This is a genomic window from Glycomyces lechevalierae (assembly GCF_027622945.1).
Taxonomy (GTDB): Bacteria; Actinomycetota; Actinomycetes; order Mycobacteriales; family Micromonosporaceae; genus Glycomyces; species Glycomyces rutgersensis.
In genome coordinates, this window is sequence record NZ_JAPZVQ010000001.1 from 291088 (window position 1) to 315250 (window position 24163).

Annotated in this window: 27 protein-coding genes and 1 pseudogene; 10 read left to right on the top strand and 18 right to left on the bottom strand. The window is 71.8% G+C overall.

Annotation, left to right across the window (positions count from 1 at the left end; all coding sequences use genetic code 11):
• Positions 1 to 19: 19 nt before the first annotated feature.
• The 7 genes from O2L01_RS01345 to O2L01_RS01375 all read right to left on the bottom strand — a co-directional run bounded on the left by O2L01_RS01345 (position 20) and on the right by O2L01_RS01375 (position 6671).
• Complete coding sequence (locus tag O2L01_RS01345; protein ID WP_270119713.1) at positions 20 to 1078, bottom strand: AI-2E family transporter; 1059 nt, start codon at positions 1076 to 1078, stop codon at positions 20 to 22.
• A gap of 62 nt (positions 1079 to 1140) precedes the next feature.
• Positions 1141 to 2397 carry a wax ester/triacylglycerol synthase domain-containing protein gene (locus O2L01_RS01350; RefSeq protein WP_270119714.1) on the bottom strand — a complete coding sequence of 419 codons (1257 nt, stop codon included), beginning with the start codon at positions 2395 to 2397 and terminating at the stop codon, positions 1141 to 1143.
• A gap of 165 nt (positions 2398 to 2562) precedes the next feature.
• On the bottom strand, positions 2563 to 3051 hold the full coding sequence (locus O2L01_RS01355) for an SgcJ/EcaC family oxidoreductase (RefSeq protein ID WP_270119715.1): 489 nt from the start codon (positions 3049 to 3051) through the stop codon (positions 2563 to 2565).
• A gap of 113 nt (positions 3052 to 3164) precedes the next feature.
• Positions 3165 to 5342 carry an MMPL family transporter gene (locus O2L01_RS01360; protein WP_270119716.1) on the bottom strand — a complete coding sequence of 726 codons (2178 nt, stop codon included), beginning with the start codon at positions 5340 to 5342 and terminating at the stop codon, positions 3165 to 3167.
• Positions 5343 to 5510: 168 nt separating this feature from the next.
• Positions 5511 to 5783, bottom strand: a complete 273-nt coding sequence (locus O2L01_RS01365; protein ID WP_270119717.1) for a hypothetical protein — start codon at positions 5781 to 5783, stop codon at positions 5511 to 5513.
• 12 nt (positions 5784 to 5795) lie between these two features.
• Positions 5796 to 6107 (bottom strand): ArsR/SmtB family transcription factor, encoded by a 312-nt coding sequence (locus O2L01_RS01370; protein WP_270119718.1) that lies wholly within the window; start codon positions 6105 to 6107, stop codon positions 5796 to 5798.
• A 117-nt stretch (positions 6108 to 6224) separates the two neighbouring features.
• Complete coding sequence (locus O2L01_RS01375) at positions 6225 to 6671, bottom strand: DoxX family protein (RefSeq protein WP_270119719.1); 447 nt, start codon at positions 6669 to 6671, stop codon at positions 6225 to 6227.
• A gap of 198 nt (positions 6672 to 6869) precedes the next feature.
• Between O2L01_RS01375 and O2L01_RS01380 the strand changes: the two genes are divergently transcribed.
• Positions 6870 to 8069 (top strand): sulfotransferase, encoded by a 1200-nt coding sequence (locus O2L01_RS01380; protein ID WP_270119720.1) that lies wholly within the window; start codon positions 6870 to 6872, stop codon positions 8067 to 8069.
• 90 nt (positions 8070 to 8159) lie between these two features.
• Positions 8160 to 9272: a DNA glycosylase AlkZ-like family protein gene (locus tag O2L01_RS01385; RefSeq protein WP_270119721.1), complete on the top strand. Its 1113-nt coding sequence runs from the start codon at positions 8160 to 8162 to the stop codon at positions 9270 to 9272.
• Here O2L01_RS01385 and O2L01_RS01390 read toward each other — a convergent pair.
• Complete coding sequence (locus tag O2L01_RS01390) at positions 9269 to 10489, bottom strand: sulfotransferase family protein (protein WP_270119722.1); 1221 nt, start codon at positions 10487 to 10489, stop codon at positions 9269 to 9271. The genes O2L01_RS01385 and O2L01_RS01390 overlap by 4 nt on opposite strands.
• Positions 10490 to 10645: 156 nt before the next feature.
• The gene (locus O2L01_RS01395) at positions 10646 to 11185 is read right to left on the bottom strand and encodes a DinB family protein (protein WP_270119723.1); all 540 of its coding nucleotides are present in this window, start codon (positions 11183 to 11185) and stop codon (positions 10646 to 10648) included.
• 308 nt (positions 11186 to 11493) lie between these two features.
• Here O2L01_RS01395 and O2L01_RS01400 point away from each other — a divergent pair.
• Both O2L01_RS01400 and O2L01_RS25595 read left to right on the top strand, forming a co-directional pair.
• Positions 11494 to 12450: pseudogene (locus O2L01_RS01400) on the top strand (non-reducing end alpha-L-arabinofuranosidase family hydrolase); the annotation flags it as partial.
• An 84-nt stretch (positions 12451 to 12534) separates the two neighbouring features.
• The gene (locus tag O2L01_RS25595) at positions 12535 to 12813 is read left to right on the top strand and encodes a cellulose binding domain-containing protein (RefSeq protein WP_344468961.1); all 279 of its coding nucleotides are present in this window, start codon (positions 12535 to 12537) and stop codon (positions 12811 to 12813) included.
• Between the two features lie 143 nt (positions 12814 to 12956).
• Here the strand turns inward: O2L01_RS25595 and O2L01_RS01405 are convergent, their stop codons facing one another.
• The 3 genes from O2L01_RS01405 to O2L01_RS01415 are packed head-to-tail and all read right to left on the bottom strand — an operon-like array spanning position 12957 to position 14876.
• Positions 12957 to 13199 carry a hypothetical protein gene (locus O2L01_RS01405; RefSeq protein WP_270119725.1) on the bottom strand — a complete coding sequence of 81 codons (243 nt, stop codon included), beginning with the start codon at positions 13197 to 13199 and terminating at the stop codon, positions 12957 to 12959.
• Positions 13200 to 13215: 16 nt separating this feature from the next.
• Entirely contained in the window at positions 13216 to 13938 is a 723-nt protein-coding gene (locus tag O2L01_RS01410; protein ID WP_270119726.1) for an ABC transporter permease, read from the bottom strand.
• A 20-nt stretch (positions 13939 to 13958) separates the two neighbouring features.
• Positions 13959 to 14876 carry an ABC transporter ATP-binding protein gene (locus O2L01_RS01415; RefSeq protein ID WP_270119727.1) on the bottom strand — a complete coding sequence of 306 codons (918 nt, stop codon included), beginning with the start codon at positions 14874 to 14876 and terminating at the stop codon, positions 13959 to 13961.
• A 121-nt stretch (positions 14877 to 14997) separates the two neighbouring features.
• Between O2L01_RS01415 and O2L01_RS01420 the strand changes: the two genes are divergently transcribed.
• Both O2L01_RS01420 and O2L01_RS01425 read left to right on the top strand, forming a co-directional pair.
• Complete coding sequence (locus O2L01_RS01420; protein WP_270119729.1) at positions 14998 to 16224, top strand: sensor histidine kinase; 1227 nt, start codon at positions 14998 to 15000, stop codon at positions 16222 to 16224.
• The gene (locus O2L01_RS01425) at positions 16221 to 16826 is read left to right on the top strand and encodes a response regulator transcription factor (protein WP_270119730.1); all 606 of its coding nucleotides are present in this window, start codon (positions 16221 to 16223) and stop codon (positions 16824 to 16826) included. The genes O2L01_RS01420 and O2L01_RS01425 overlap by 4 nt, the downstream gene beginning before the upstream one ends.
• On the opposite strand, the gene O2L01_RS01430 is transcribed toward O2L01_RS01425, so the two are convergent.
• Complete coding sequence (locus tag O2L01_RS01430; protein WP_270119732.1) at positions 16823 to 17656, bottom strand: MBL fold metallo-hydrolase; 834 nt, start codon at positions 17654 to 17656, stop codon at positions 16823 to 16825. The two genes, O2L01_RS01425 and O2L01_RS01430, sit on opposite strands and share 4 nt — an antisense overlap.
• Positions 17646 to 18608 (bottom strand): MBL fold metallo-hydrolase, encoded by a 963-nt coding sequence (locus O2L01_RS01435; RefSeq protein ID WP_270119734.1) that lies wholly within the window; start codon positions 18606 to 18608, stop codon positions 17646 to 17648. The genes O2L01_RS01430 and O2L01_RS01435 overlap by 11 nt, the downstream gene beginning before the upstream one ends.
• A 92-nt stretch (positions 18609 to 18700) precedes the next feature.
• Here O2L01_RS01435 and O2L01_RS01440 point away from each other — a divergent pair, with 92 nt between their 5' ends.
• A complete protein-coding gene (locus O2L01_RS01440) occupies positions 18701 to 19000 on the top strand; it encodes a LysR family transcriptional regulator (RefSeq protein WP_270120472.1) in 300 nt (99 codons plus the stop codon).
• Here the strand turns inward: O2L01_RS01440 and O2L01_RS01445 are convergent.
• Genes O2L01_RS01445 through O2L01_RS01455 form a run of 3 tightly spaced genes read right to left on the bottom strand, consistent with a single transcriptional unit; the run spans position 18994 to position 21415 of the window.
• Positions 18994 to 19857 carry a serine hydrolase gene (locus O2L01_RS01445; RefSeq protein WP_270119736.1) on the bottom strand — a complete coding sequence of 288 codons (864 nt, stop codon included), beginning with the start codon at positions 19855 to 19857 and terminating at the stop codon, positions 18994 to 18996. The two genes, O2L01_RS01440 and O2L01_RS01445, sit on opposite strands and share 7 nt — an antisense overlap.
• Positions 19858 to 19877: 20 nt before the next feature.
• Positions 19878 to 21020 (bottom strand): DUF1648 domain-containing protein, encoded by a 1143-nt coding sequence (locus O2L01_RS01450; protein ID WP_270119738.1) that lies wholly within the window; start codon positions 21018 to 21020, stop codon positions 19878 to 19880.
• Positions 21017 to 21415 carry a GntR family transcriptional regulator gene (locus O2L01_RS01455; protein ID WP_270119740.1) on the bottom strand — a complete coding sequence of 133 codons (399 nt, stop codon included), beginning with the start codon at positions 21413 to 21415 and terminating at the stop codon, positions 21017 to 21019. The genes O2L01_RS01450 and O2L01_RS01455 overlap by 4 nt, the downstream gene beginning before the upstream one ends.
• Before the next feature lie 58 nt (positions 21416 to 21473).
• On the opposite strand from O2L01_RS01455, the gene O2L01_RS01460 reads away from it, so the two are divergent.
• The 3 genes from O2L01_RS01460 to O2L01_RS01470 are packed head-to-tail and all read left to right on the top strand — an operon-like array spanning position 21474 to position 23367.
• On the top strand, positions 21474 to 22190 hold the full coding sequence (locus O2L01_RS01460) for an ABC transporter ATP-binding protein (RefSeq protein ID WP_270119742.1): 717 nt from the start codon (positions 21474 to 21476) through the stop codon (positions 22188 to 22190).
• Positions 22187 to 22981 carry a hypothetical protein gene (locus O2L01_RS01465; RefSeq protein ID WP_270119744.1) on the top strand — a complete coding sequence of 265 codons (795 nt, stop codon included), beginning with the start codon at positions 22187 to 22189 and terminating at the stop codon, positions 22979 to 22981. The genes O2L01_RS01460 and O2L01_RS01465 overlap by 4 nt, the downstream gene beginning before the upstream one ends.
• Positions 22982 to 23001: 20 nt before the next feature.
• A complete protein-coding gene (locus O2L01_RS01470; RefSeq protein ID WP_270119746.1) occupies positions 23002 to 23367 on the top strand; it encodes a hypothetical protein in 366 nt (121 codons plus the stop codon).
• Here O2L01_RS01470 and O2L01_RS01475 read toward each other — a convergent pair.
• Positions 23364 to 24146: a class I SAM-dependent methyltransferase gene (locus tag O2L01_RS01475; RefSeq protein WP_270119747.1), complete on the bottom strand. Its 783-nt coding sequence runs from the start codon at positions 24144 to 24146 to the stop codon at positions 23364 to 23366. The genes O2L01_RS01470 and O2L01_RS01475 overlap by 4 nt on opposite strands.
• Positions 24147 to 24163: the final 17 nt, after the last annotated feature.

Consider the following 24163-nt stretch of genomic DNA (forward strand, 5'->3'; position numbering starts at 1 on the left):
CGTCGCGTTCGGCTGTCGGTCAGGAGTTGTCGAGGCGCGGGATGACGATCTCTTTGGCGATCAAGCGGATCGCGGCGTAGATCGGGACCGAGAGGACGATGCCGACCACGCCGAAGAGGGTGCCGCCCACGAGGACGGCGACGATCGCCGCCAGGTTCGAGACCTTCACCGCGCTGCGCATGACCGTCGGGTAGATGACCCAGTTCTCGAGCTGCTGGTAGGCAACGAAGAAGATCGCCGAGGCCACGGCCGTCATCGGCGAGACGGCGAGCGCGACGAGCGTGACGACGACGGCGCCGATCGTGGCGCCGATCTGCGGGATCAGGTCGAGCAGCGCGACCAGGAGCGCCAGCAGCGCGCCGTACGGGATGTCCACGATGGCCATGAAGATCCACGAGGAGATGCCGGCCAGCGCCCCGATCGCGAGCGCGCCGATGAGGTAGGCGCCGATCTGGCGGAGGATGCCCTCGATGATGCGGTCGGTCTGCTCGCGCTGGGAGGCGGCGAAGAGGCGGACCATGCCGCGGCGGAGCTGGACGTAGGAGGCGAGGATGAAGATGGTCAGCAGGATCGTGGTGACCGTCCACACCAGACCGCCGAAGAACGAGGCCACGCCGCCGGCGACGCCGCCGAGGGCCTTCGTCATGTTCCCGGCGGTGAGCACGCCCTCGGCGCGTTTGAGGAGGCCGTCCTCGCCGCCGAACCGGTCGGCGAGCTGGCTGTGCATGAACGTGTCGTAGTAGCCGGGGACGTTGTCGACGAACTCGGCGGACTCGCGGGCGATCGCGGGGATGATCGCGGCGATGCCGCCGCAGAAGACGATGACGACGCCGAGGAAGAGGAGGGTCATCGCGAGCCAGCGGGGCATGCCGCGCTTGGTCATCCCGCCGATGATGCGCTCGAGGCCGACGGCGAGGAAGGCGGCCACGATGAGGGCGGTGATGACCGTCCCGAGCTCCTGCACAGCCCACACCGCGGCGGTCACGACGGCGAGACCGGCGCCGAAGAGGATGCCGGCGGTGAGCGGCGGGGTGTTCGAGAGACTTCTGCGCAGGGGCAATCCGGGTTTGTCAGCCATGGAAGATGTCTAGCAGATGCGTGCTCGGGCCGGGGTCCGGCACGCGCCGGGTGCAATATCGGTCAAGTTCGCGCGGGCGCGGTCCAGGACTCGACGGTCCGCCGCCAGCGCTCGTGGATGCCGTCGAGGCCGGGAATGGCGGCGTCGGTGGTGAAGCAGACCGACGTCGTGCCCTGGTAGGTGATGAGCAGGGCGGTCAGCGGCACGCCCTCGGGGGTCCACATGACGGGGACGACGCGCGTGACGGGGTCGCCGCGGAACCGAAGCGGGCTGCGCAGCACCAGGTTCGAGGCGAGCGCGCCGGTGCGGGCGGGGCTGCGGAGCGCGGCGAGGACGCGGATCATGAGCCAGGCTGGGGCTGCTGCGGCAATGCGGCGCAGGGCTTCTCGGCGCGTCGGTGACTTCAGGCCGGTGGTCGAGGCCGCCACGGCTCGGAGCCGCTCGTCGGCGGTGAGGCGGCCGCCGGGGACCTCGGCGACGGCGAGGGCGATGCGGTTCCCGGGGGCGTCGGGTTCGCGGCGGACGTTAGCGGGGATCAGGAGTGTCACCGGCGGCGCGGCGATCGCGGGGCCGTACTGCCCGCCAGCCCATTCGGCGAGGCCGTGGCCGAGTGCGGCGAGGAACGCGTCGTTCGCCGTGCCGCCGTGGCGGCGGCCGGCGGTGCGCAGCGCGTCGGCCGGGACGTCGGCCCAGGCGAGGGTGCGTCGGCTCGAGAACTCGACCTTCGCCGGTGCCCAGATCCCCTTGCGGCGCAAGGCGTAGCCGAGGGCCGCGACGGTCCGGCCCGTTTCGGCGAATGTCACCTTGGGCGACTGCGGGAACGGGTAGCCCGCTGAGGACACGGACGAATCCGGCTCGCCGAAGAGGGATTCGAGCGCGCCGAGCATCCCCGCGCCGTCTTGGAGGGCGTGGTGGACGCGGTAGAGGAGGGCGTACCGGCCGGGTTCGTGGCCGTGCAGGACGTGGAGCTGCCAGTGGGGGCCGTTCGCGGGGAGCGGTTGGTGGATGAGGCGGCGGACCGCGTCGTCGACGGCGTCCGGCCCGGGTGCGAGGACCGTTTCGGCCACATGGTCTTCCAGGTCGACGGATACGGGGTCCCAGCGTTTCGCGCGCAGGTTCACGCGGCTGCGGAGGGAAGCGCAATTCGGCAGCCGGTCCGCGAGTTCGGCCTTGACCTCGTCGAGGCTCGGGGCGGTGCCTTCGCAATGGAGGACGGCGCCGATGTGCGGCCGGGTCTGGACCGAGCGCACGGGCACGGCCCACAGCGCCGCGTCCATCGCGTCGAGACGCGGTCCCGGTCGTTTCGCGTTGGCGCTCAAGGATTTCCCTCGCACGATCGATGGGCGCCGCCGCGGTGTCGCGGCGGCTCTCCGCACGGTACCAACGGATGGAGACGGCGCGGGGTGAGCGGGCGCCGGTGTCGAGCGTGATCTTGACCGGTTCGCGAGTGGCCGCCCGGCCTGGAACCGGGCGGCCCTCATCGCTCACTCGAACCCGAACCGCCGGGTGTTCTGGAACGAGGTCTGCAGCCACTCGCCGCGCTCACGGGTGAGCACGTTCGTGTTGGTAGACAGCGAATCCGCGCGGCATTCGGTCTCGCCCTCGTCGATCAGGCAGCTCTCGCGCACGATGACCACCACGTCCGGCTCCACGTACCGCACCTGCTCGGTGAGCATGTGCAGCCGCGAGCCCTCGATGTACCCGTCGAAGTAGTACTGCATCCCCTCGGCGATGCCCTCGCGTCCGCGCAGGTGGTCGCCATTGAACGTCACCACGTCCCCGTCCGCGTGGAACGTCGCCGCGAACGCCGCCCCGTCCTCCGCGATCCACGCCGCCTCCTGGGCCTCCCGGATCGCGTCGAACGCCGCCTGGTCGCCGCCGCGGCCCCGGTCCTCGGCGGCCGCGGCCGCCCCGAAGGCCAGCAGCCCCGCCGCTGCGGCGGCCACGGCCGCGAACCTGATCGACTTGCGCATCGGTTCCTCCTCTGCTCGATGGAGGACCGACGCTAGGGGGACGCGCACGGCTCGCGCGTCCCCCTCACGTCGCGATCGGGCCGAGACCTCCGATGTAGCGGCGGCTCCGGGACTCAGCCCGCGGGAGCAGCCGCCCGGCCCCACGCGCGGTCGCCCATGAGCGACAGGGCCGCCGGGAGCAGGACCCCGCGGACCACCGTGGCGTCGATGAGGATCGCCAGCGCCATCCCGAGTCCGAGCATCTTGTACTCGATCGCCGAGAGGGTCACGAACACGGAGAAGACGCCGGTCATGATGAGCGCGGCGCTCGAGACGACGCCCGCGCTGGCGGCGATGCCGCCCACGATCGCGTCCCGGTTCGCGGCTCCGGCGAGGCGGCGTTCGGCGACGCGGGAGAGCACGAAGATGTGGTAGTCCATGCTCAGTCCGAACAGGATGATGAACATGAACAGCGGGATCCAGCTCACGACGCCGCCGTACGAGGTGAAGCCGAGGAGCCCTTCGAGGTGGCCTCCTTGGAAGATCCAGGCGAGGGCGCCGCAGGCGGCGCCGATCGACAAGAGGTTCAAGGCGATCGAGGCGAGCGGGATGGCCCAGGAGCGGAACGTGAACGCGAGGAGCACGAAGGCGAGCACGAGGATGAACGCCAGCACGTACGGGGTGCGGTTGAGCAGCTGATTGGTGAAGTCGTGCGGGAGCGCGGTCTTGCCGGTTACGGCGATCTGCGTGTCGGTGTGCCCGAAGGCGTTCGGGAGTGCCGTGTCGCGGAGGTAGGCGAGGGCGGCGTCGGCTTCGGGGTCGGTGGTGTCCCCGGCGAGGGGGACGCGGACGACGAGGGCGTCGCCGGCCGCGGTGGCGGTGATGGGTTCGAGGAGGCGGCCGCCGCTGGCGGCGGCTTCGGCGTGGAGCGTCTCGATCCCGCTTTCGATCGCGGCCCGGTCGAGGGTGCCGTTCCCGTTGAGGGCGATGACGACTCGGGCGCTGGTGGCGGATCCGGGGAAGTGACGCTGCATGGCCTCGGCGTTGTCGACGGCCGTGGAGATGCCGGGCGGGAGGCTGGCGGTGACGGCGGCGTCCTGGAGGCGCAGGCCGATGACGGGCGTGGCCGCGATGAGGAGCAGGACGGCGGTGAGGCCGCCGGTGGTGAGCGGTTTGCGGACGACGGTGGCGGCGATGCGCGCCCAGAAGCGGGAGGGCGCGGCTTGGATGCGGCGCTTGCCGAGCCATGGGAGGGGGGCGGCGTCGACGCGGTTGCGGAGTGTCGCCAGAACGGCGGGCAGGAACGTGACGGAGCCGAGGACGGCGAGGCCGACGACGAGCACGGTGCCGAGCGCGAGTCCTTTCAGGACGTCGATGCCGGTGATGAGGAGTCCGGCCATGCAGACGATGACGGTGAGGCCGGAGGCGGCGACGACGTGCCCGGAGGTGCGGGCGGTGGTGCGCAGCGCGGCGGCCGGGTCGTGGCCGGCGGCGCGTTCTTCTCTGAAGCGGCGCAGGTAGAACAGGGAGTAGTCGATGCCCACGGCCATGCCGATGAGCAGGACGATCGCGGAGCCCGCGCCGTTGAACGGGACCCAGTGGCCGAGGAGCGCGAGGAGTCCGAAGGCCCCGGCGACGCTGGTCGCGGCGAGGAGGAGCGGGAGCCCGGCGGCGACGAGCGAGCCGAAGACCGCGAGGAGGACGAGGACGGTGAGCGGCAGCGAGGTGGTCTCGGCGCGCCGCATGTCGTCCTTGATGCCCGCGTCGACGGCGCCGGAGAGGGTCGCGTCGCCCGCTTGCAGGATTTCGGTGTCGGGGTGGGCCGCTTGGACTTCGGCGACGGCGTCGAGGACGGTCGCGGAGTTGGACTCGTAGGCGGCGTCCGGGCCGAGGACGGCGAAGGTGACGAGCGCGGCGTCCTCGCGCTGCCAGCGCTCGCCGTGGTCGCTGAGCGGGGAGCCGATGTCGCCCACGGCGTCCGGGGACGCCGCGAGGGCGGCCACGAGGTCGGCGACGGCGGCTTGCGAAGCAGCAGGGTCGCCGGTGATGAGGACGTTCTCGCGGACGGCGTAGCCGCCTTCGGCGTTGATGAGTGCTTCAGCGACGCCGGCTTCACCGGGGTCGGTGGCGCGCGCGTCCTCACCCAGCGGCAGCGCGCCGGAGAGGACGGCGAGGGCGACGAGGGCGAGCCAGCCGCCGATGGCGAGGGCCCGGTGCCGGGCGGACCAGTCGGCGACGGCGGCGACGATGCCGCGGCGGGTGGTGTGCGGGGCCTTTCGGGCACGGGGGTCTGCGGTGATGTCGTGCAGCACGGTCTGCTTTCCTGTTCGTGGGGGCGTCCCTGCGGAACTCGCCGCGGTTTCGTGCGCGGCGAGGTGGTTCGTCTCCCTGGGTGTGAAGCGCCGGGTTGCCGCCCGGCCTTGCCTGCCCGGGCCCGGGCCGTCGAGTTGCCGCTCGACGGCCCGGACCGATGCCGGGCCTTATTCGACGACCTTGAGGGTCTCCTCGATCGAAGCGTTGCTGGTCTCGATCCGCGCGAGGCGCTCGTTGAGCGCCGCGAGCTGCTGGGCGATCTCGGTCTGGCGCTCGTCGGCCCGCTGGGCGAGCTTCTTGTACTCGTCGTCCTGCCTGATCTGCATCTCGGCGCGCTTGAGGAAGGCCTTGCGCCAGATCAGGGACAGCACGACCGTGATGAGCAGTGTGAAGAGCGCGGTGGTGCCGATGATTTCCTGCCAGTCGTAGGGGCTGTCCATGGCGGGTCCTTTCTAGAGGGTGAGCGTCGTCGAGGCCCGCTCGACGGTCGCGGGGGTGAGGTTGACGGCGAACGGGACGAGCTCGTAGTAGTTCATGGCCTTGCCGTCCTCGGACACCTCGAGGGTGGAGGTGACCAGGCCGGACGCCTCCAGTTTCTTCAAGTGGACCTGGAGCAGCGCCCGGCTGATGCCGAGGTCCCGCGCCAACTGGCTCACGTAGTTGCGCCCGCCGGCGAGGGCGGCCACGACGCGCAGCCGGTGCGGACTGGCGAGCGCCGCCAGGAGCGCGACCAGGTCGTCCCCGGTCGGGATGCCTTCGTCCATGCGGCCTCCAATACCTGCAAGTGAATGTTAGCAGGTGCCTCGATTGCTTTGCAGGACTCGGGTTTCCGGGCATGCGAAAGGGCCGGTGACGATGTCACCGGCCCTCGTCGCGCGGGTTCACCGCACGGACTTGAAGCCGTGCTTGAAGAACCGCTGGGTCTGGTTGCGGCGGACCCAGGCGATGCCCGCGAAGAGGACGAGCAGGATCAGGGGCGTCACGACCGGGAAGTCGAGGAGGGCGGCGTTGAAGATCGCGGCGCCGATCATGAGCAGGCCCAGGCCGCCCGCGGCCAGGCCGGAGACGCGCGGGATGAACAGGCCGATCCCGCCGGCGACCTCGAGGGCGCCCACGAAGTACATGAACCAGTCGCCCCAGCCGATGGTGTCGAAGCCTTCGGCGGCGGCCTCCGCGCCGAACAGCTTCGGCGCGCCGGAGGCGACGATCATGAAGGCGCCCAGGAGGATCTGGAACACCCAGGTGGTGATGCTCAGCGCTTTGCCGGGGCCGGCGGCGTCGGTGGTGGCGAGGACGGTCTCGTCGGCGGTGTATCCGTTGGTCGTCATGATGCTTGCCTTTCAAAGAGGAACAGCCGGGGTTGTCGGGCTCTTGCCCATGTAGACGAGGCCCGCTCCGCGGATTCATCGCGCTCGAGCAGAAATCTTCGCGGCGATCCATCACCGCAATACTCCTACTATTCAGATAGGATTACCGGCAGTAGTGTGCCCGTGCCCCGTCCCCAAAGGCCCCCTTCGGAGGAACGCATGTCCAGCGTCCCGGCCAGTACCCGCCTCCTCAACGCCTTCCTCACCCCCACCCTCGCCAGCCAGCGCACGCCCGACGCCGTGTTCGACGGCATGGTCGCCGAGGCCCGGGCCGCGCTCGGCGTCCAGGACGAGGACGACACCGCCTTCGACGACCTCCGGTTCCTGCTCGGCGCCTTCGCGCGCCGCGAGGACCTGACCGCACTCGGCTGGCAGACCGCGCTGATGGACCTGCAAGTGCGCGTGGAGAACCGCATCCGGGTGCGCCGCGCCCATCGCGCCGAGCCCGCGATCGGCCGCGAACCGGTGCGCGCCCCGGTGTTCGTGGCGGCGCTGCCGCGCACCGCGACCGCGCTGGTACGCGGGGTCCTCGCGAAGTCGGCGGCGCACCGCGCGCCGCTGCTGTGGGAGATGGGCTGCACCGAGACCGGGCGCGCCGAGGCCGACCGGCGCCGAAGCTTCAAGAGGACCGCGCGGCTCTACCGGTCGCTCGGGCGGCTCGTGCCCGGCGGCGACGAGGTGTCCGCGCTCGTCCCGGAGGGCCCGAACGACTGCGCGCACCTGCTCCCCCACGGTGCGCAGCACCTCCTGCGCGCCGACCTGCCCGAGTACCGGGAATGGCTGGCGGGCAGGGACTTCACGGCCGACTACGCGTTCCTCAAGCAGGCGCTGCAGGTCCTCCAGCACGGGCGGCCGCCGGCGCGGTGGATCGTCGAGGCGCCCGCGAACCTGGGCCGGTTCGAGGCGATCCGGCGCGTCTTCCCCGACGCGGTGATCGTCTGGGTGCACCGCGATCCGCTCACCGTGCTCGGTTCGCACTGCGGGCTGGTCGAGGCCTCGTGGGCCCTGCACCAGCGCCGCCCGGACCCGCGCGCGATCGGGCCGGTGTGGCTCGCTCTGGCGTCCAAGGCGATCGAGCGGTCCCGTCAAGCGCGGCTGGCGCTGCCGCGCGAGGCGATCGTGGACGTGTCGTACGAGCGGCTCGCCTCGGACGCGGGCGTGTGGCGGTGGTTGTACGAGCGGGTCGGGAGCCGCTGGAGCGAGGCCGACGCGGCGAACCTGGCGCGGGCCGCGGCCGGGCCCGAGGCCGGGCGGCTGCACGAGCACGAGCTCGCCCGCTACGGGGTGGACTTCGCCGACGTCGAGGCCGCGTTCGGGGACTACCCGCGCACGATCGACCGGATCGCGGTCCTGCACTGAGGTGAGGCCCGCCACTCACTTCCCGGGGAAACGCGCGCAGGGGGCTTCGGATGGAGCCCAGGTGTCGGTCCCCGGGGCTAGCGTGGGGGGATGATCGAACGTCAGCAGGTGCGGCACTACCGCGTCCACGCCCAGCAGCTCGACCGCGAGCAGGGGGCCGTGGCCGACACCGCCGTGCTCGACATCGGCGCGCAGGACACCGGGCCCGACGGGGCGCTCTGGGCGCTCGAAGTGCGCGGCGTGGACACGGCCGGGCTCGGCGCCGCCGCCGAGCACCACGACGACCTGGTGTGGCTGTGGACCCTGCGCGGCGCGCCGCACTGCTACCGGCGCGCCGACGCCGCGCAGATCGCCGCGGCCGCCGCCCCGTGGTCGGAGGCCGACGCCGCCAAGCGGATCTTCGACGCCTCGCGGCCTTTGAAGGAAGCCGGGGTCCCCGTGCTCGAAGCGCTCGACACCCTGACCGACCAGATGCGCGCGATCGTCAAGGAGCCCATGGTCAAAGGCGAGATGTCCTCCCGCCTGCACGAGGCCATGCCCGAGCACTACCAGCGGTACTGCAAGGTCTGCGACGCCGTGCACCTCTACGAGATGCCGTTCCGGCTCTCCGCGGTGCGGGCCGGGCTCGAACTCGTGCCCGACACCTCGCCGCCCGTCCTGCGGCCCATGCCCGGGTTCGCCGTCGCGCCCGACTACGACGACCGGCTCGACCCGGTTCGCGCCTACCTCCACCTGCTCGGGCCCGCGACCCACAAGCAGGTCGCCGAGTACGTGGACGCGCCCGTGCGCGAGGTCAAGGCGCACTGGCCCGAAGACGCCGTCGAAGTGCAGGTCGACGGCGAGACCCGGTGGATGCTCGACGCCGACGTCGAAGCGCTGCAGGGCGCCGAGTCCTCCGGGACGCGCCTCCTCGGCCCCTACGACCTGTACCTGCAGGGACGCGACCGGGCGACCCTCGTCAGCGACGCCGCCAAGGTCAAGGCGCTCTGGCCGGTGCTCGGGCGGCCCGGGGCCGTCCTCATCGACGGCGAGATCGCGGGCCTGTGGCGGCCGCGGAAGTCCGGCAAGAAGTTCAACGTCGCCGTCGAACCCTGGCGCGACCTCGCGCCCGCCGAACGGAAGCTCGTCGAAGCCGAGGCCGAGAAGCTGGCCGCGTTCCGCGGCACGGCCCTCACCGGCCTCGACTACACGTCGCAGCCCTAACGGGCGCTGGCGGCCAGGTTGTCCACGAACAGGCCGTAGTCGCCGAAGGCGTCGTCGATCATGGCCGGCTCGAGCCCGTAGTGCACCATCGAGTACTCGTGGCCGCGCTGGTCGCGCGGGCGGTTCAGGGCCTCTTCGAGATTGCGCTCGTCCGCGTCCGTCCACTTCAGGTCGAGCTTGTCGAACAGCTCGGGCACGTACTTGAACGGGTCGGCCATCATCGCGTGGTACGCGACGTCCACGGTGGCCTCGCGCGGCATCTGGATGCGCTCGCGCCGGGCCCGCTCGACCATCTCCGGGAGGATCGAGAGCCACACCTGACCGATCCGGTGGGGGTCCACCGACTTCGGCTGGTTGTGCAGGTAGCCGAGGGACTCGGCCATCGAGCACATGGAGCCCATGACGGTGTGCGGGTCGCGGTGGGTCCACACGAACTTCGCGTCCGGGAACACGTGGTGGATTGCCGCCGTCTCCCCCAGGCAGTCCGGGTGCTTCAGCATCCAGCGCGGCGTCGGACGCCGGAACTGGAGGATCTGCAGCACCTCCCGCACGAACCGGTAGTCCGGGCGGGCGTCGTACGAGCGCAGGAACTCCACGTACCTCGGCATGGGCGCCATGGTGTTGTGCAGGCGGCTCTGGTTGAGCAGGAAGTAGATCTCCTCCACCCAGTCGGCGCGCACCGGGTGGATGCGCGACCACGACGGGCTGAGCATGAGGATCTGGTCGAGCCGCTTCTGCGTCTGGCGGCGCAGCTTCGCCACCTCGTCGTCCGGCCGCGGCAGGCCGATGTTGTCCATCTCCCACATGTACGGGCCGCGCCCGCCCGGGGCGTTCGCGAGGATCTTGTGCGTCAGCGTGGTCGCGGTGCGGGGCAGGCCGATCACGAACACGGGCGCCTCGATCCGCTCCTCGCGGACCTCGGGGTGCTCGGCCTGCAGGCGGCGCACCAGGAAGCGGTTGCGGATGCGGGTCTTCACCATGTCCTGCACCGAGAGCCAGCCGACGCCGCTCAGGGACGGGACGTCGGCGATGAACCCGAGGAAGCGGCGCAGGAGCAGCAGCTCCGACTCGTCCTCTTCGGTCAGGCGCACGCCCGCGTTCGCGGCGCGCTGGGTCTGGAGGAGGCGGTCGAAGTAGCGGTCGGGGTCGTGGCGCGCCCGCGCGGCGGGGGCGGTGAGGGCGTTGACAAGGCGCAGTCGTGCGGTGGTCCGGCGCATGAAAGGTCCTCTCTGCGTTGGCATTCACGCCAAAAGGGGTGACGCCACCGGAGCGTAGCGCAACGGACCCGCCGTTTGAAGGCCTTGCGCGGCAGGCAATCAGGGCCGCGCCGCACCCACCGCCCCCACCTCCATTTCAGACTGTTCCGCTCGGAATTATTCGCCGGTCTCGCCGTCGATCACCTCGCGGATCAGGTCGGCGTGGCCGTTGTGGCGGGCGTACTCCTCGATCATGTGGCACAGGATCCACCGCAGCGACGGGCTCTTGCCGTTCGGCCAGACCAGGTGCGCGGGGCGGCCGAGACCGCCGTCTGCGAGGGCTTCGGCGACGGAGGCGCGGGCGATCTCGATACCGCGCTGCCACATGGCGTGCAGGGCTTCGGGGGTGTCGTCGGCGGCGGAGTGCCATTCCCAGTCGCGGTCGGCCTTCCAGTCGACGGAGTCCCAGGGTTCGCCCATGGGGCGGCCGTAGAGGGAGCGCAGGAACCAGCTCGTCTCCACATAGGCCATGTGCTTGAGGAGGCCGCCGAGGGTCATGGTGGAGGCGGCGACGGTGCGGTCGAGGGCGGCGGCGTCGAGGCCGCGGGTCTTCCAGGCGAGGGTGGCGCGCTGGAAGTCGAGGAAGCCGATGAGGGTGGCGGCCTCGTCGCCGTCGGCGGGCGGTTCGGGGCGGCCTTGGGCGTCGATGATGGTCATTTCGGAACTGTACCTGGGGCTCCGCAACTTCCGAAACTATTCAAAGGCTCGCGAGGCATTTACAGGCATCGATATTTATCGGTAACCTGTTCCTGCGCTTCCGGTTTTTCCGGAACCTCCTGAAAGTTTCGGATTTCGGGCGTGAACGCCTGTACCCCAAGGAGAGACGAATCATGAGCATTCCCATCCGGACGAGGCTGCGGGCGGTGCGAATCGCACTGCTCGCCGCCGCGATGGCCGCCACCATGGCGGCGGGCCTGACGGCCCACGCGCAGGGCGCGGAGGAGGACCCGGCCGCCCCGGCGCAGGCCGAGGCCCTCCCCGCGAGCTACCAGTGGAGCTCCAGCGGCATCCTCGCCGGCCCCAAGCCCGACTCGGCGCACCCGAACATCGCCGGGCTCAAGGACCCCTCGGTGGTCTTCCACAACGGCAAGTGGCACGTGTTCGCGTCCATCGCGAGCTCGGCCGGGTACAACATGGTGTACTTCAGCTTCACCGACTGGAACCAGGCCGCGAACGCGACCCACTACTACCTCGACCGGTCCGGGATCGGCACCGGATACCGGGCCGCGCCCGAGGTGTTCTACTACGAGCCCGACGGCGTGTGGTACCTCGTCTACCAGGACGGCAACGCCGCCTACTCCACCAACCCGGACATCTCGAACCCCGCCGGGTGGACGGCGCCGAAGCACTTCTACTCGGGCATGCCGCAGATCATCAAGGACAACATCGGCTCGGGCTACTGGGTCGACATGTGGGTGACCTGCGACGACGTGAACTGCCACCTGTTCTCCTCGGACGACAACGGGCACCTGTACCGCTCGCAGACCTCGGTGGCGAACTTCCCGAACGGCATGAGCGAACCCGTGATCGCCATGCAGGACAGCAACAAGTACGCGCTGTGGGAGGCCAGCAACGTCTACAAGGTGCAGGGCACCGACCAGTACATGCTCATCGTGGAGGCGTTCGGGACCGTGGGCCGGTACTTCCGGTCGTGGACCTCGACGAGCATCGCCGGGCCGTGGACGCCGCTGGCGGACAGCAACGCGAACCCGTTCGCGGCCGCGTCCAACGTGACGTTCCCGGGCGGGGCGTGGACGAAGGACATCAGCCACGGCGAGATGATCCGGGCCGGGGTGAACCAGAAGATGGAGATCAGCCCCTGCAACATGAAGTACCTGTACCAGGGCGTCGACCCGAACGCGTCCGGCGACTACAACAACCTGCCGTGGCGGCTGGGGCTGCTGACGCAGACCAACTCGAGCCCCGACTGCGGCGGCACCGGCGAGGAGCCGACGACCGACCCTCCGACCACGACGCCGCCGCCCGCGGGCGACTGCACGGCGACGATCACCATGGTGGGCGACTGGGGTTCGGGCTGGCAGGGCCGGGTGGACGTGACAGCCGGGAGCGCCGCGCTGAACGGCTGGAGTCTCAAGTGGACCTGGCCGGGCGCGCAGAAGGCGACGTCGACCTGGAACGTCGAGTACACGCAGTCCGGGACCGCGGTGACGGCCGGGGACGTGGGCTGGAACGGCGCGGTCGCGGCGGGCCAGTCGCGTGAGGGCTTCGGGTTCGTGGCCTCGGGGCCGAGCGCGACCCCGGCGGTGACCTGCTCGGCGGCTTAGGCCCGCAACGGAGCCGGTGCCCGCTCCCCCGGATCTGGGGAGCGGGCACCGGAGTGCACGGGGGACGGGGTCTGGGTTTCAAGCTAGGGCCCGGCGGGCCCCGGCGGCAAGGCATGGGCGGCAACGGTTTGGAAAATGGCTGTTCAGTCGATGCGGCCTGGCCCCATCGGCGGGCGGCGGCCCCTGACCGCGACGATCGCGATCCGGGCGCCGAACCAGACGGCGGCGATCGCGCTGAGGACCGCGAAGGTCCGGTCGCTCGCGTCCAAGAGGAGGTACGCGGCGGCCAGGACCGCGAAGGTCGCGGCCGCGACGGCGGCCTCGACCGCCCAGTGGGTGGGGAGTTTGGCGTAGAGCAGCGACTGCTTGAACTCTTCGAGGAACACGGGACTTCCTTTCGGGTCAGGCGCGGGGCTGCCAGCGGAAGAGCCGCGCGGCGAGGAGCGCCGCGGCGGCGGCCGCCAGCACGGAGAGCAGGAGCGGTTCGAGCGCGGCCGTGTAGTCGCCGCCGTCCCACGCGAGGCGGGTGAGTTCGGTCGGGCCCGCGCCGGGGACGGCGGCGGCGAGCGCGGATTCTGCGCCTTCGAACCTCATGAGGCCCATGACGATCCCGGCCATGAACACGAGCGTGCCGGGCAGGACCGTGATCTGGGCGGCCTCAGGGGTCTTCGTGAACGAGGCGGTCAGGAAGCCGAGCGCGACCGAGGCGGCCGCGCCGGTCGCGAAGGCGAGGACGAGCAGTTCGGGGTGCGCCGGGGCCGTGCCGGTCTCCCAGGCGGTGTAGGCCAGCACGAGCAGGCCCTGCACGGCGACGACGAGGACGAGCGGACCGGCCAGTCCGGCCACGATGGACACCGTCGATGCCGGGGAGCTGCGGAGGCGTTTGAGGTAGCGCTGCTGGCGGCGCGCGGCGAGGGTCATCGTGCTCGTCATGAACACGCCGAACATGAGCAGCATCCCCAGTTGGACGGCGGCCAGCGATCCGGGGGAGGCGGCGAAGACGGCGACGTCCGAACGGCTCAGCAGGAACGCCATGGCGATCGGGAGGATCGCGGCGGTCACGAGGACGGTGCGGTTGCGCAGGATCAGGCGGGTCTCGGCGACGGCGAGGGTCAGTGCGGTCATGGTCAGGGCTCCGTTCGGGTTCAGACGGCGGGCTGGGCTTCGAGTTCGGCGAAGATCTCGTCCAACGTGGCCGGTCCGGCCCGCAGGTCGCCGAGGTCCACGCCGCCGCGCGCGGCCCAGTCGAGGAGGCGGTGCAGGTCCGCCTGGAGTTCGGTGGTGCGGATCGTCAGCCGCCCGTCCGCGACGGCGGTGCGCCCGGCGAGGACCGGCAGCGCGAGCGGGTCGAACGGCTTGGGGCTCACCGTGATCCGGGCTTCGTGGGCGGCGGTGATCTCGGCGACGGTGCCGAAGCGGACGACGCGGCCGCGGTCCATGATGGCCACGTGGTCGGCGAGTTCGGCGGCCTCGTCGAGGTAGTGGGTGGTCAGCAGGACCGCCGTGCCGCGCCGGGTGAGTTCGCGCAGGAGCGCCCAGGTGCGGCGGCGGGAGGCCGGGTCGAGGCCCGTCGTCGGCTCGTCCGCGAACAGCACGGCCGGGTCCGTCGCGAGCGCCAGCGCGAGGTCCAGGCGGCGGCGTTCGCCGCCGGAGAGCGCGGCGACGCGCACGGCGGCGCGGTGGGCGAGGTCCACGCGTTCGACGAGGTCGTCGCGGGCGGGCAGGCGGTGCAGGTCGGTCCACAGGCGCAGCGTCTCGGTCACGGTGAGGTCGTCGGCGAAGCCGGTCTCCTGGCCGATGACGGCGACGCGCCCGGCGAGGTCGCGGCGGTGCCGGTGCGGGTCGAGGCCGCGCACACGGACCGTGCCGGCGGCGGGGCGGCGGAGCCCGACCGCGGTCTCGACGGTGGTGGTCTTGCCGGCGCCGTTGGTGCCGAGGAGCGCGAAGAGCTCGCCGGGGGCGATGGTGAAGGAGACGCCGTCGACGGCGGTGAAGGTCCCGTAGCGGCAGGCGAGGTCGCGGACCTCGACGGCGGGGCGGTCCTCATGGGTGGTCGCGTTCATGGCTCAATCCTGCGTTCTTCCTTGGGCCGCAGGTAGTGCCGGAACCGCATCGGTCCAGGTGACGGACGTGTGGGGGCGGTCTGACAAATGTCATTCGGGGCCGGGGTGGTTGAATCTCGGAGTGCCCCCAGAAGTTGAGTCCTCCACACGCGGCCTGCGGCGCCTGCGCACGTACACCTTCTTCACTGTTATCGGCTCAGGCCCGCTGGCGCTGTTCATGGCCGCGATGTTCCTCGCGTACTCGCCGCTCCCGTACGAGGCGCTGCCGGTCGCGGGCGGGGCGATCACCGTCTCGGTCGCGCTGTGCACGGCGGCGCTCGCCCTGCACTGGCACGGGCAGGGGCCGTGGCGGCGGCGCGTCCTCTGGGGAGTGTCCCTGTCGATCCTGGTGTGCGGGGCGGTGTGGGAGGCGCAGGCGGGCCCGATCAGCCCGGCGTGGACGGCGCCGGCGGCGCTGCTGCTGACCGAGGCGTCGCTGTGGGCGCGTCCGGGGAGGCGGTCGCTGGCATTGGTGATCGGGGCGGCCGCGATGGCGGGCCTCGTGATCGCGCTCGCGCAGGCCGGACTGGCCGAGGCGCAGACGGTGGTGATAACGATCCTGCTCGTGCCCGCGATCGCGGTCGGCGTCGTCTGCCAGTTGTGGCACTACCAGGTCGCGCGGGAGCTCGAGCAGGCCCGCGGCCTCGCGGCGGACCTCGCGGTGGCCGAGGAGCGGCTGCGGTTCGCCGGGGAGCTGCACGACGTGCAGGGCGGGAACCTGCAGGCGATCACGTTGAAGGCGCAGGTGGCGCGGCGGCTCGTCGCGGTCGACCCCGAGCGCGCCGAGGCCGAGATGCGCGCGGTCGAGGAACTGGCGCGCACCGCGATGAAGGACACGCGCGAGGTCGTGGGCGGGTACCGGAAGGTCGCGCTGGCGGACGAGATCGACTCGGCCGCAAGGATTCTCAAGTCAGCGGGGGTACAGGCGACCGTGCCGGACGCGGCGCCGTCGCTGGACGAGGACACCGAGAAGCTGCTCGGCCTGCTCGTGCGGGAGGCGACGACGAACCTCATCCGGCACGCCGAGCCGACCGCCGCGGACGTGTCCATCGTGGAGGTCGACGCGGAGGTGACGGTGACGATCACGAACAACGGCGCGCCGTCCCCGGCGGGATCGGGCAACGGGCTCGGCATGCTCGCCGAGCGGTTCACCGAGGCCGGCGGGCGCGTCGAGCACGACCACGACGGGGACCGCTTCACGCTCAAGGGGACCGTGCCGAAGCCGCAGCCGCCCCAGCAGCGGCAGGCGCCGCCGATGAAGCGGGCCGCGCCGGTGCGGCGGCTCGCGCGGAAGCGGGCGCGGCGGTGATCCGGCTCCTGGTCGCGGACGACGAGACGCTGGTGCGCGAGGCGCTGGCCGTGCTCCTCGGGCTCGAACCCGACATCACCGTGATCGCCCAGGCGGACAACGGGGCCGACGCCGTCACGCTCGCCGAGACGCGGCTCCCGGACATCGCCGTGCTCGACCTGGAGATGCCGCCGCAGGACGGCCTGTGGGCGGCCGAGCGCATCCGCGAGGCGAACCCGGGCGTCAAGGTCATGCTCGTGACCAGGCACGCGCGGCCCGGCGTGCTGCGCCGGGCCCTCGCCGCGGGCGTCTCGGGGTTCGTCCCCAAGACCACCCCGGCCGAGCGGCTCGCGCAGATCATCCGCGACATCGCCCAGGGCCGCCGCTACATCGACCCGGAGATCGCCGCGACGGCCCTGACCGAGGACCGCTCGCCCCTGACCGAGCGGGAGCTGGACCTGCTCCGCGCGACCAGGGGCGGCGGCACCGTCGAGGAGATCGCCGCCCAGCTCCACCTCGCGCCGGGGACCGTGCGGAACTACCTGTCCACCGCGATGCGCAAGCTGGACAAGCGGACCCGGCACGCGGCCGCCCAGTACGCGTGGGAGCAGGGCTGGATCTAGCCGGTGAAGGTGTACGACTCGAGGTGGTCCAGGAGGACCCACTGCGAGTCCGGGCCGGCCTCGGCGACCAGCTCCCCCAGCTTCTCCGCGCCGAAGAGGTCCACGGCCGGTTCCGTCAGGGGCGCTTCGTAGTCGTCCCAGTGGGTCGGGACCACGTACGGCGGGAAGCCGGTGGCGGCGAGCATCCGCTCCACGTAGTTCGGGTAGTTCGGGTTGGGGCCCTGCATGAACAGGACCGTCGGCGTGATGCCGCCGAGTTCCCGCTCGTGGAACGACGGCACGCCGTTGAAGAACAGCGAGACCTCGCCGAAGGTCACGAGGTAGGCGAGGCTGCCGCCTTCGACGAGGTCCTTGATGACCTCGGGCCGGGCGGGGGTCTCGCCCGGGCGGGTGCCGGGGAACAGCAGGCTCTTGTGCTTGCCGGTCACGCCGTGGGAGGAGCGGAAGACCTCCACGGTGTAGCCCTCGAACTGGTACAGCTCGCCGCCGCCCACCTGCGACAGCTGCTCTTCCGGGGTGTCCATGGCGCGCAGCAGGTTCAGGTGCGTCTCGGTGCCCAGGACCGTGGCGCCGGTCTTCTCTGCGACGTACGGGACGTCGGCGATGTGGTCGAAGTGGGCGTGCGTGATGAGGATCGAGTCGGCGGCGCCGATGTGCTCGTCGATCGCCGCCTCGTCGATCGCGATCGGCGTGTCCGGGTTGAACTCCCCCGGCTTGGTCGCGCCGGTGTAGGTGCGCGAGACGTACGGGTCGACGAGCACGGTGGCGCCGTCACAGGTGATCTCCCAGGCGTTGGTGCCCAGCCAGCGGACGGTGACCTCAGAAGTCATGGCTCTCCAGGTGGTCGATGAGCAGGAACTCGGAATCGGGGCTCGCGGCGGCCACGCGCTCGCGCAGGGCCTCCACGTCCCCGCCCGCCACGGCGGGTTCGGTCAGGGGCTTGTCGAAGTCGTCCCAGTGCGTCGCGATCACGTACGGCGGGAAGCCGGTGGCCTCCAGCAGCCGCTCCACGTACGCGGGCGTGTGCTTGCCGCCGGGCTGCACGAACACGGCCGTCGGGCGGATCCCGGCGATCTCGGGCTCGTGGAAGCTCGCCGAGCCGGCGTTGAAGAACGAGACGCCGCCGAAGTCCAGCAGGTAGGTGAGGCTGCCGCCTTCGATCAGGTCCTTGATCTTCTTGGGGCGCTTGGGTACCGCTCCGGGCCTGGTGCCGCCGAACAGGATCTGCTTGTGCTCGCCGCTGGCCGAGTGCGAGGACCGGAACACCTCGACGGTGTAGCCGTCGAACTGATACAGCTCCCCGCCCACGAGCTGCGAGAGCTGGGCCTCGGGGGCCTCCATGGCGCGCAGCAGGTTCAGGTGCGTCTCGGTGCCGAGGACGGTGGCGCCGGTCTGCTCGGCGAGGTAGGGGACGTCGGCGATGTGGTCCCAGTGGCCGTGCGTCACCAGGATGGTGTCCGCTTTCGGCAGGTGCTCGTCGACGACGTCCTCGTGGACCTCGATGTCGGTCTCGGGGTCGGCCCCCTCGGAGGTGTAGGCGCCGGTCGGGAAGCGGCTCACCCACGGGTCGATGAGCACGGTCGCCTTGTCGGTGGTGAACTCCCAGGCGTTCGTGCCGAGCCAGCGCAGCCGCACCTTCGGGGCGGCCTCGGACTCGGCGTCGTTCTCTTGCGCGGCGGCGATGCCGCCCGCGGTGGCGGTGGCCGCCAGCGCGGCCGCGCCGGTGCCCATGAGCAGGCCGCGGCGGCGGATCGGCGGAGTGGGATCAGCGGGTGTGGTCATGGGTGGTATTCAAGCCGCCGTGTCCCGTTCCGTCCAATATCAACGCGCCTATGGGCCGATATCTGCGTTGATATCGTTGCCGCGTGGACATCATGCGGCACTTGGAATGCTTCCTGGCGGTAGGTGAAGAACGTCACTTCGGCCGGGCCGCCGAGCGTCTGGGCATGGAGCAGCCGCCGCTGAGCCAGCGGATCAGGCGGTTGGAGAAGGAGCTGGGAGCGGACCTGTTCGACCGGGGCGGCGGGCAGGTGCAGCTCACCCCGGCGGGACACGTGCTCATGCGGGAGGCGCCGGAGCTGCTGCGGGCGCATCAGCGGATGCGCACGCTGGTGCGGCGCGCGGCCGAGACCGACCCGGCGAACCCGCCGCGGCCCTGGTCCTCGCTTTACTGACCTTCGGCGAGCGCTTCGGTGAGGGCGAGGGCGGCGCGGCTCATCGCTAGTTCGACCTCCCGGAAGTTGCGGCGCGTGACCTGCGCGAAGATGGCGAGGGCGTGGCGGCGGCCATCGGGCCACTCCCAGACGGCGACCTCGTTGAGCCAGCCGGGGAGCGACCCGGAGCGGCCGAAGGGCTTCACGGTGCTCGGGGCGAGCCGGGAGAGGCGGCCGCCGGTGAGCTGGCGGCCCATCCAGCGGCGCACGTCGGCGGCCACGGGCGCGGGGCCGTCCCAGATGTGGCGCAGGAACGCGGTCATGTCCGCGGGCGTGGAGGCGTTGGTGCGCATGGGGTCCCATGCGCTGGTGGCGCGCAGTTCTTCGGTCGTGAGCGCGCCGCTCTCGAGGACGTGCGCGAGGGCTTCGAGATCGGCGATGTCGAGGTCGCGGGCGACCTCTTCGAGGATCACGCGCGGCGAGCCGAGCAGCCGGGTGTCCTTGAGCCCGAGCCGGGCCGGGAGGCTGCGCAGTGCGCCGGCGCCCATCTGCTTGACGACGAGGTCGGCCGCGGAGTTGTCCGAGACCTCCATCATCAGGGATGCGAGGTCCCACACCGAGATCTGCGAGTCGTAGCGGAACCCGGCCACCCCGGTGCCGCCGAGCCGGTCGGCGGGGGTCACGCGCACGGGCGCGGCGGGGTCGATGAGTCCCGCCTCGACCTGGCAGCGGAACTCCCAGGCGATGAAGAGCTTCACGACGGACACGAGGATCACCGGGTCGCTCTCGCGCACGCCGAGCCCGCGCCCGTCCGAGAGGTCCCTGATATGGGCGGACACCTTCGCGCCCAAGGGGTCGAAGTACTGGTCGAGATCCATGGAGGCTCCTGGTCCGCCCGTCACAGGCCGCGGGTGTTCGGGAGGTCGACGATACCGAGGCCGTCGAGGGCGGCGGCGCCGATGGCCGCGGCAGCGATGAGCGCGAGGAGCGCGGTGACGCCCCAGCCGACGGGGTGGCCGAGGTTGACGGTCCACTGGAGACCGCCCGCGCGCTGGTGCACGAGGACCGCCGGGTCGTCGCGGTTGGCGTAGACGAAGCCGGCGAGGTGCCAGTGGCGGTCGTCGTCGCGCTGCACCAGTCCGGTGTCCTCGGGTGCGCCGCCGGGCAGGCGGTGACCGCCGGCGCCCACGCGGATCTCCAGGGCCACGGCGGCGACGGCGAGCGCGAGCAGCGGCGTGAAGATCACGACGGTGGCGGGGACCGAGGGCGGCAGGATCTCCCAGAGGCGCAAGGCGATCCCGAGGAGCGTGAGGTTCGCGCACGCGGCGGCGAACAGCAGCAGGCCGGCGAGCGCCCGTAGGTAGACGCGGTAGCGGCGGGCCGAGTCGGCCGGGCGGGCGGCGTCGATCTCGGGGCGCGACTTCACGATCGCCGCGAGCAGGAGCGGCACGGCGAGGGTGATGGCGGCTTGGGCGAGGACCGGGTTGGCGGCGGCGAGGAAGCATGTGGGGACGCGGGGTCCGCCGTCGAGGGCGACGCCGTCGAGGCCCGGGAGCGTGGCGGGGAGTGATCCGGCGCGGGCGAGCCCGATCGCGATGGTCGCCGCGAGGACGAGGACGGCCGGGAGGGCCCAGTGCCAGGGCACGCGGACGGGGTCGGTGCGGAAGGTCAGGTCGGCGGTGACGGCCTGCTTCGCCCCGGCGTACCAGTCGCCGGCGGCCTTCGCGGCGCGGACGCGGCGGCCCGCGAGCGTGTAGGCGGCGGTGTCCGCCAGCGCCAGGGCGGTGACGGCGGCGGCGATGACCGGCTCGGGATCGAGCAGGAGCGCCAAGGGGAGCGCGAGCGCGGCCGCGATCGCGCCGGAGGCGAGCACGGTCCGGGAGAAGCGGTCGCGTGCCTGGGCGATCGCGGGGTCGGCGACGCGGTCGGGCGGGACGGCGACGCCGAACGGGAGGGAGGGACGGGCGAGGGCGGGCACGGAGCGCCAGACGGCGGTCACGAGCGCGATCGCCACCAGCAGGGTGATGAGCGGGAGGGTCACGGGCCGGTCCTCTCTGCGGCCGTGAAGGCCTCGAGCGTCTGCGCGGTGCGGGCCAGGACCTCGTCGCGGTCGAGGCCGTGGGCGACGGCCTCGGCGAGCATGATCGCGAGCCGCTCCTGCCAGGCGTCGGCGACGCCGGGGTCGGGCGGGGTGGTCCGGTCGCGGCGGATCACGGCACCGCTCTTGCGGTTGACGCGGATGAACCCCTCGTGCCGGAGCAGGTCGTAGGCCTTGTTCACGGTGTGGAAGTTGACCGCGAGGTCGGCCCCGAGCTGCCGGGTGGAGGGCAGCGGCGTCTCGGCGGTGAGCTCGCCCGTGGCGATGGCGGTGACGATCTGGTCCCGGATCTGCTGATAGATCGGGGTCTCGCTGTCCACCGCAAGCGTGATGCGCATCCGTCAAGTCTATCTGATATACATGAACTAGAACAGATAGAAGAGATGGAGTTATGCGATGCACCCACCGCACCGCCTCGAGATCCGGGGCCTCACCAAGCGCTTCGGGAAGGTCGAGGCCGTCACCGACCTGACGTTCGACGTCGAACCCGGGCGCGTCACCGGCTTCCTCGGCCCCAACGGATCCGGCAAGACCACCACCCTCCGGATGCTGCTCGGCCTCGTCGCCCCCGACGGGGGCACCGCCCGCATCGGCGGCCGCCGCTACCGCGACCTGCCCGAGCCGGCGCGCACCGTCGGCGCGGCACTGGAGGCCTCGAACTTCCATCCCGCGCGGACCGGCCGCGACCACCTGCGCGTCTACGCCGACATGCTCGGCGTCCCCACCGCGCGCGTCGAAGAGGCCCTGGCGCTCACCGGCATCACCGACGCCGCCCACCGCCGGGCCGGCGGCTACTCCACCGGCATGCGCCAGCGCCTCAACCTCGCCACCGCGCTCCTCGGCGACCCGCCCGTCCTCGTCCTCGACGAGCCCACGAACGGCCTCGACCCCGAGGGCATCGCCTGGCTTCGCGGCCTCCTGAGGCGGCTCGCCGGCGAAGGCCGCATGGTCCTCGTCGCGAGCCACGTCCTCTCCGAAGCCGAACGCCTCGTCGACGACGTGGTCGTCATGCGCCGCGGCCGGCTCCTCGCCACCGGCCCGCTCGCCGCTTTGACCGCCGATGGCATCGGCCTCGAAGCGGCCTTCCTCCGACTGACGGGAGCCGCGGCGTGAACCGCCTCGTCCGCGCCGAACTGCGCCGCCTCTTCTCCACCCCGCTGTGGCGATGGGGTCCGCCCGTCGCCCTCCTGTCCGGCGGCGCGCTCACGGCGATGGCCGTGCTCGTCGGCCCCGAGCACTTCGACCCGCCCATGCCCGGGATCGGCACCGAGGCGGGCGTTCGGTTGGTGCTCAGCCTGATCGGGCTCACCGTGCTCGCGCCCGCGCTCTTCGGAGCGCTCGCGGTGACCTCGGAGTACCGGCACAGGACCATCACGTACACGTTCCTGTTCGCGCCCCGGCGGCACCGTGTCCTCGCGGCGAAACTCGCGGCCTATGCCTTGGCGGGCACCGGGTACGGGCTCATCGTCGCCGGATCGGCGGCGGCCGCGCTCTACGGCGCGGCGTCCGTGCGCGGCGTCGCGATCGGAGCCTCCCCCGAGACCGTGGCGGGGATCCTCGCGAGTCTCGCGGCGGCGATGGCCGCCTACACCGTCATCGGCGTGGGCGTCGGAGCGCTTCTGCGGGACCAGACCGCGACGCTCGCGGTGCTCGGCGCGTACCTGTACATGGTCGAGCACCTGCTGGCGCTCATCCCCGGCGTCGGCGCGGTCTACCCGTTCCTGCCCGGCGGCGCGACCGCCGCGCTCACCCAGGCGAGCCTCATGGGCGAGGCCGCCGTCGAGGTCTCCGGCTCGGCCGCGCACCTGCTGCCGCCCCTTGTCGGCGCGGCGGTCCTGCTGGCGTACGCGCTCCTTGCCGCCGCGGCGGCCGTGCTGCTGCCCATGCGGCGCGACGTCACCTGAACTCCGAGAAGGGCAACGACATGGCCGAACTGCACTGCACCGACACGCACCTGACCGTCCGGCTGACCGGGGTCCGGCGGGCCTTCGGACGCCGGCGTCCCCTCATGATCCCGCTCGCGGCGGTCACGGCCGTCCGCGCCGATCCGGCGGCGGCGCGGGCCTTCCCCGGCGCGCGCTGGGGCGTGGCCACCAACATCCCCGGCGTCGTCAACGTGGGGTCCTTCCGGCGCGGTGGCAAGCGCGACTTCTGGGACGTCGCGAATCCCGACCTCGCGATCGTCGTCGAACTCGAAGGCGCCCGATACGACCGGCTGCTCCTCGAAGTGGACGACCCGGTGGCGGGCGTCGCGGAGATCCTTGCCGCCGTTGAGGCCTCGCGTCGCTAGTCGGCGGCCGAGGTGAGGACGGCGAGGTATTCGTAGTGGTCCCTGAGCCAGGCGGCGTCGCCGGTGAGGTCGGCGGCGAGATCCACCGGTTCGCCGCCGGCCAGGACCCCGGCGAGGGCCAGGCCGGTGCCTTCGAGGAGGAGCCGCAGGTCGGCCGGGCTGTAGCAGCGCAGGCGCTGGGTGATGCGGCGCTCGGGCTCGGCGGTGTCCCACCAGGTGTCGACGGCGGTGGCGCTGACGGGGTCGAACTCGAGGTGCTGCTGGAGTTCGTGGTGGTAGCCGCGGGTGGGGTTCGCCTGCAGCAGCTCGACATCGCCGTTCCAGGCGGCCCACACGAAGGGGTTGTAGACGTCGACGAGGGCGGTGCCGCCGGGGGCGAGCCATTCGGTCGCGATGCGGCGCAACAGGCGGCGCTGGTCGGCGTCCGAGCCGATGCCGAAGCCGTTCCAGTACGTGACCGCGTCGAAACGGCTGTCGAAGGCCGCGGTGTAGAAGTCGCCGCGCACGACGCGGAGCCGGTCGGGGCCGAGGCGCTCGGTGTGGGCTTTGGCGCGGTCGGCGCGGTCGGTCAGTTCGACGGCGACGACCCGGTGGCCGGCGTCGGCGAACGCGGCGGCGGTGTTCCCGTAGCCGCAGCCGAGTTCGAGCACGCGCTTCGGTTCGGGGCCGCAGACGCGGCGAAACCGTTCGACGCGGTCGCGATCGCGGTCGCCGATGCCCGATTCGGCCTCGCCCCACCAGCGTCCGGTGCGGGAGTAGAAGTCCTCGACCCATTCCATCTCCGCAGCCTAGGGAA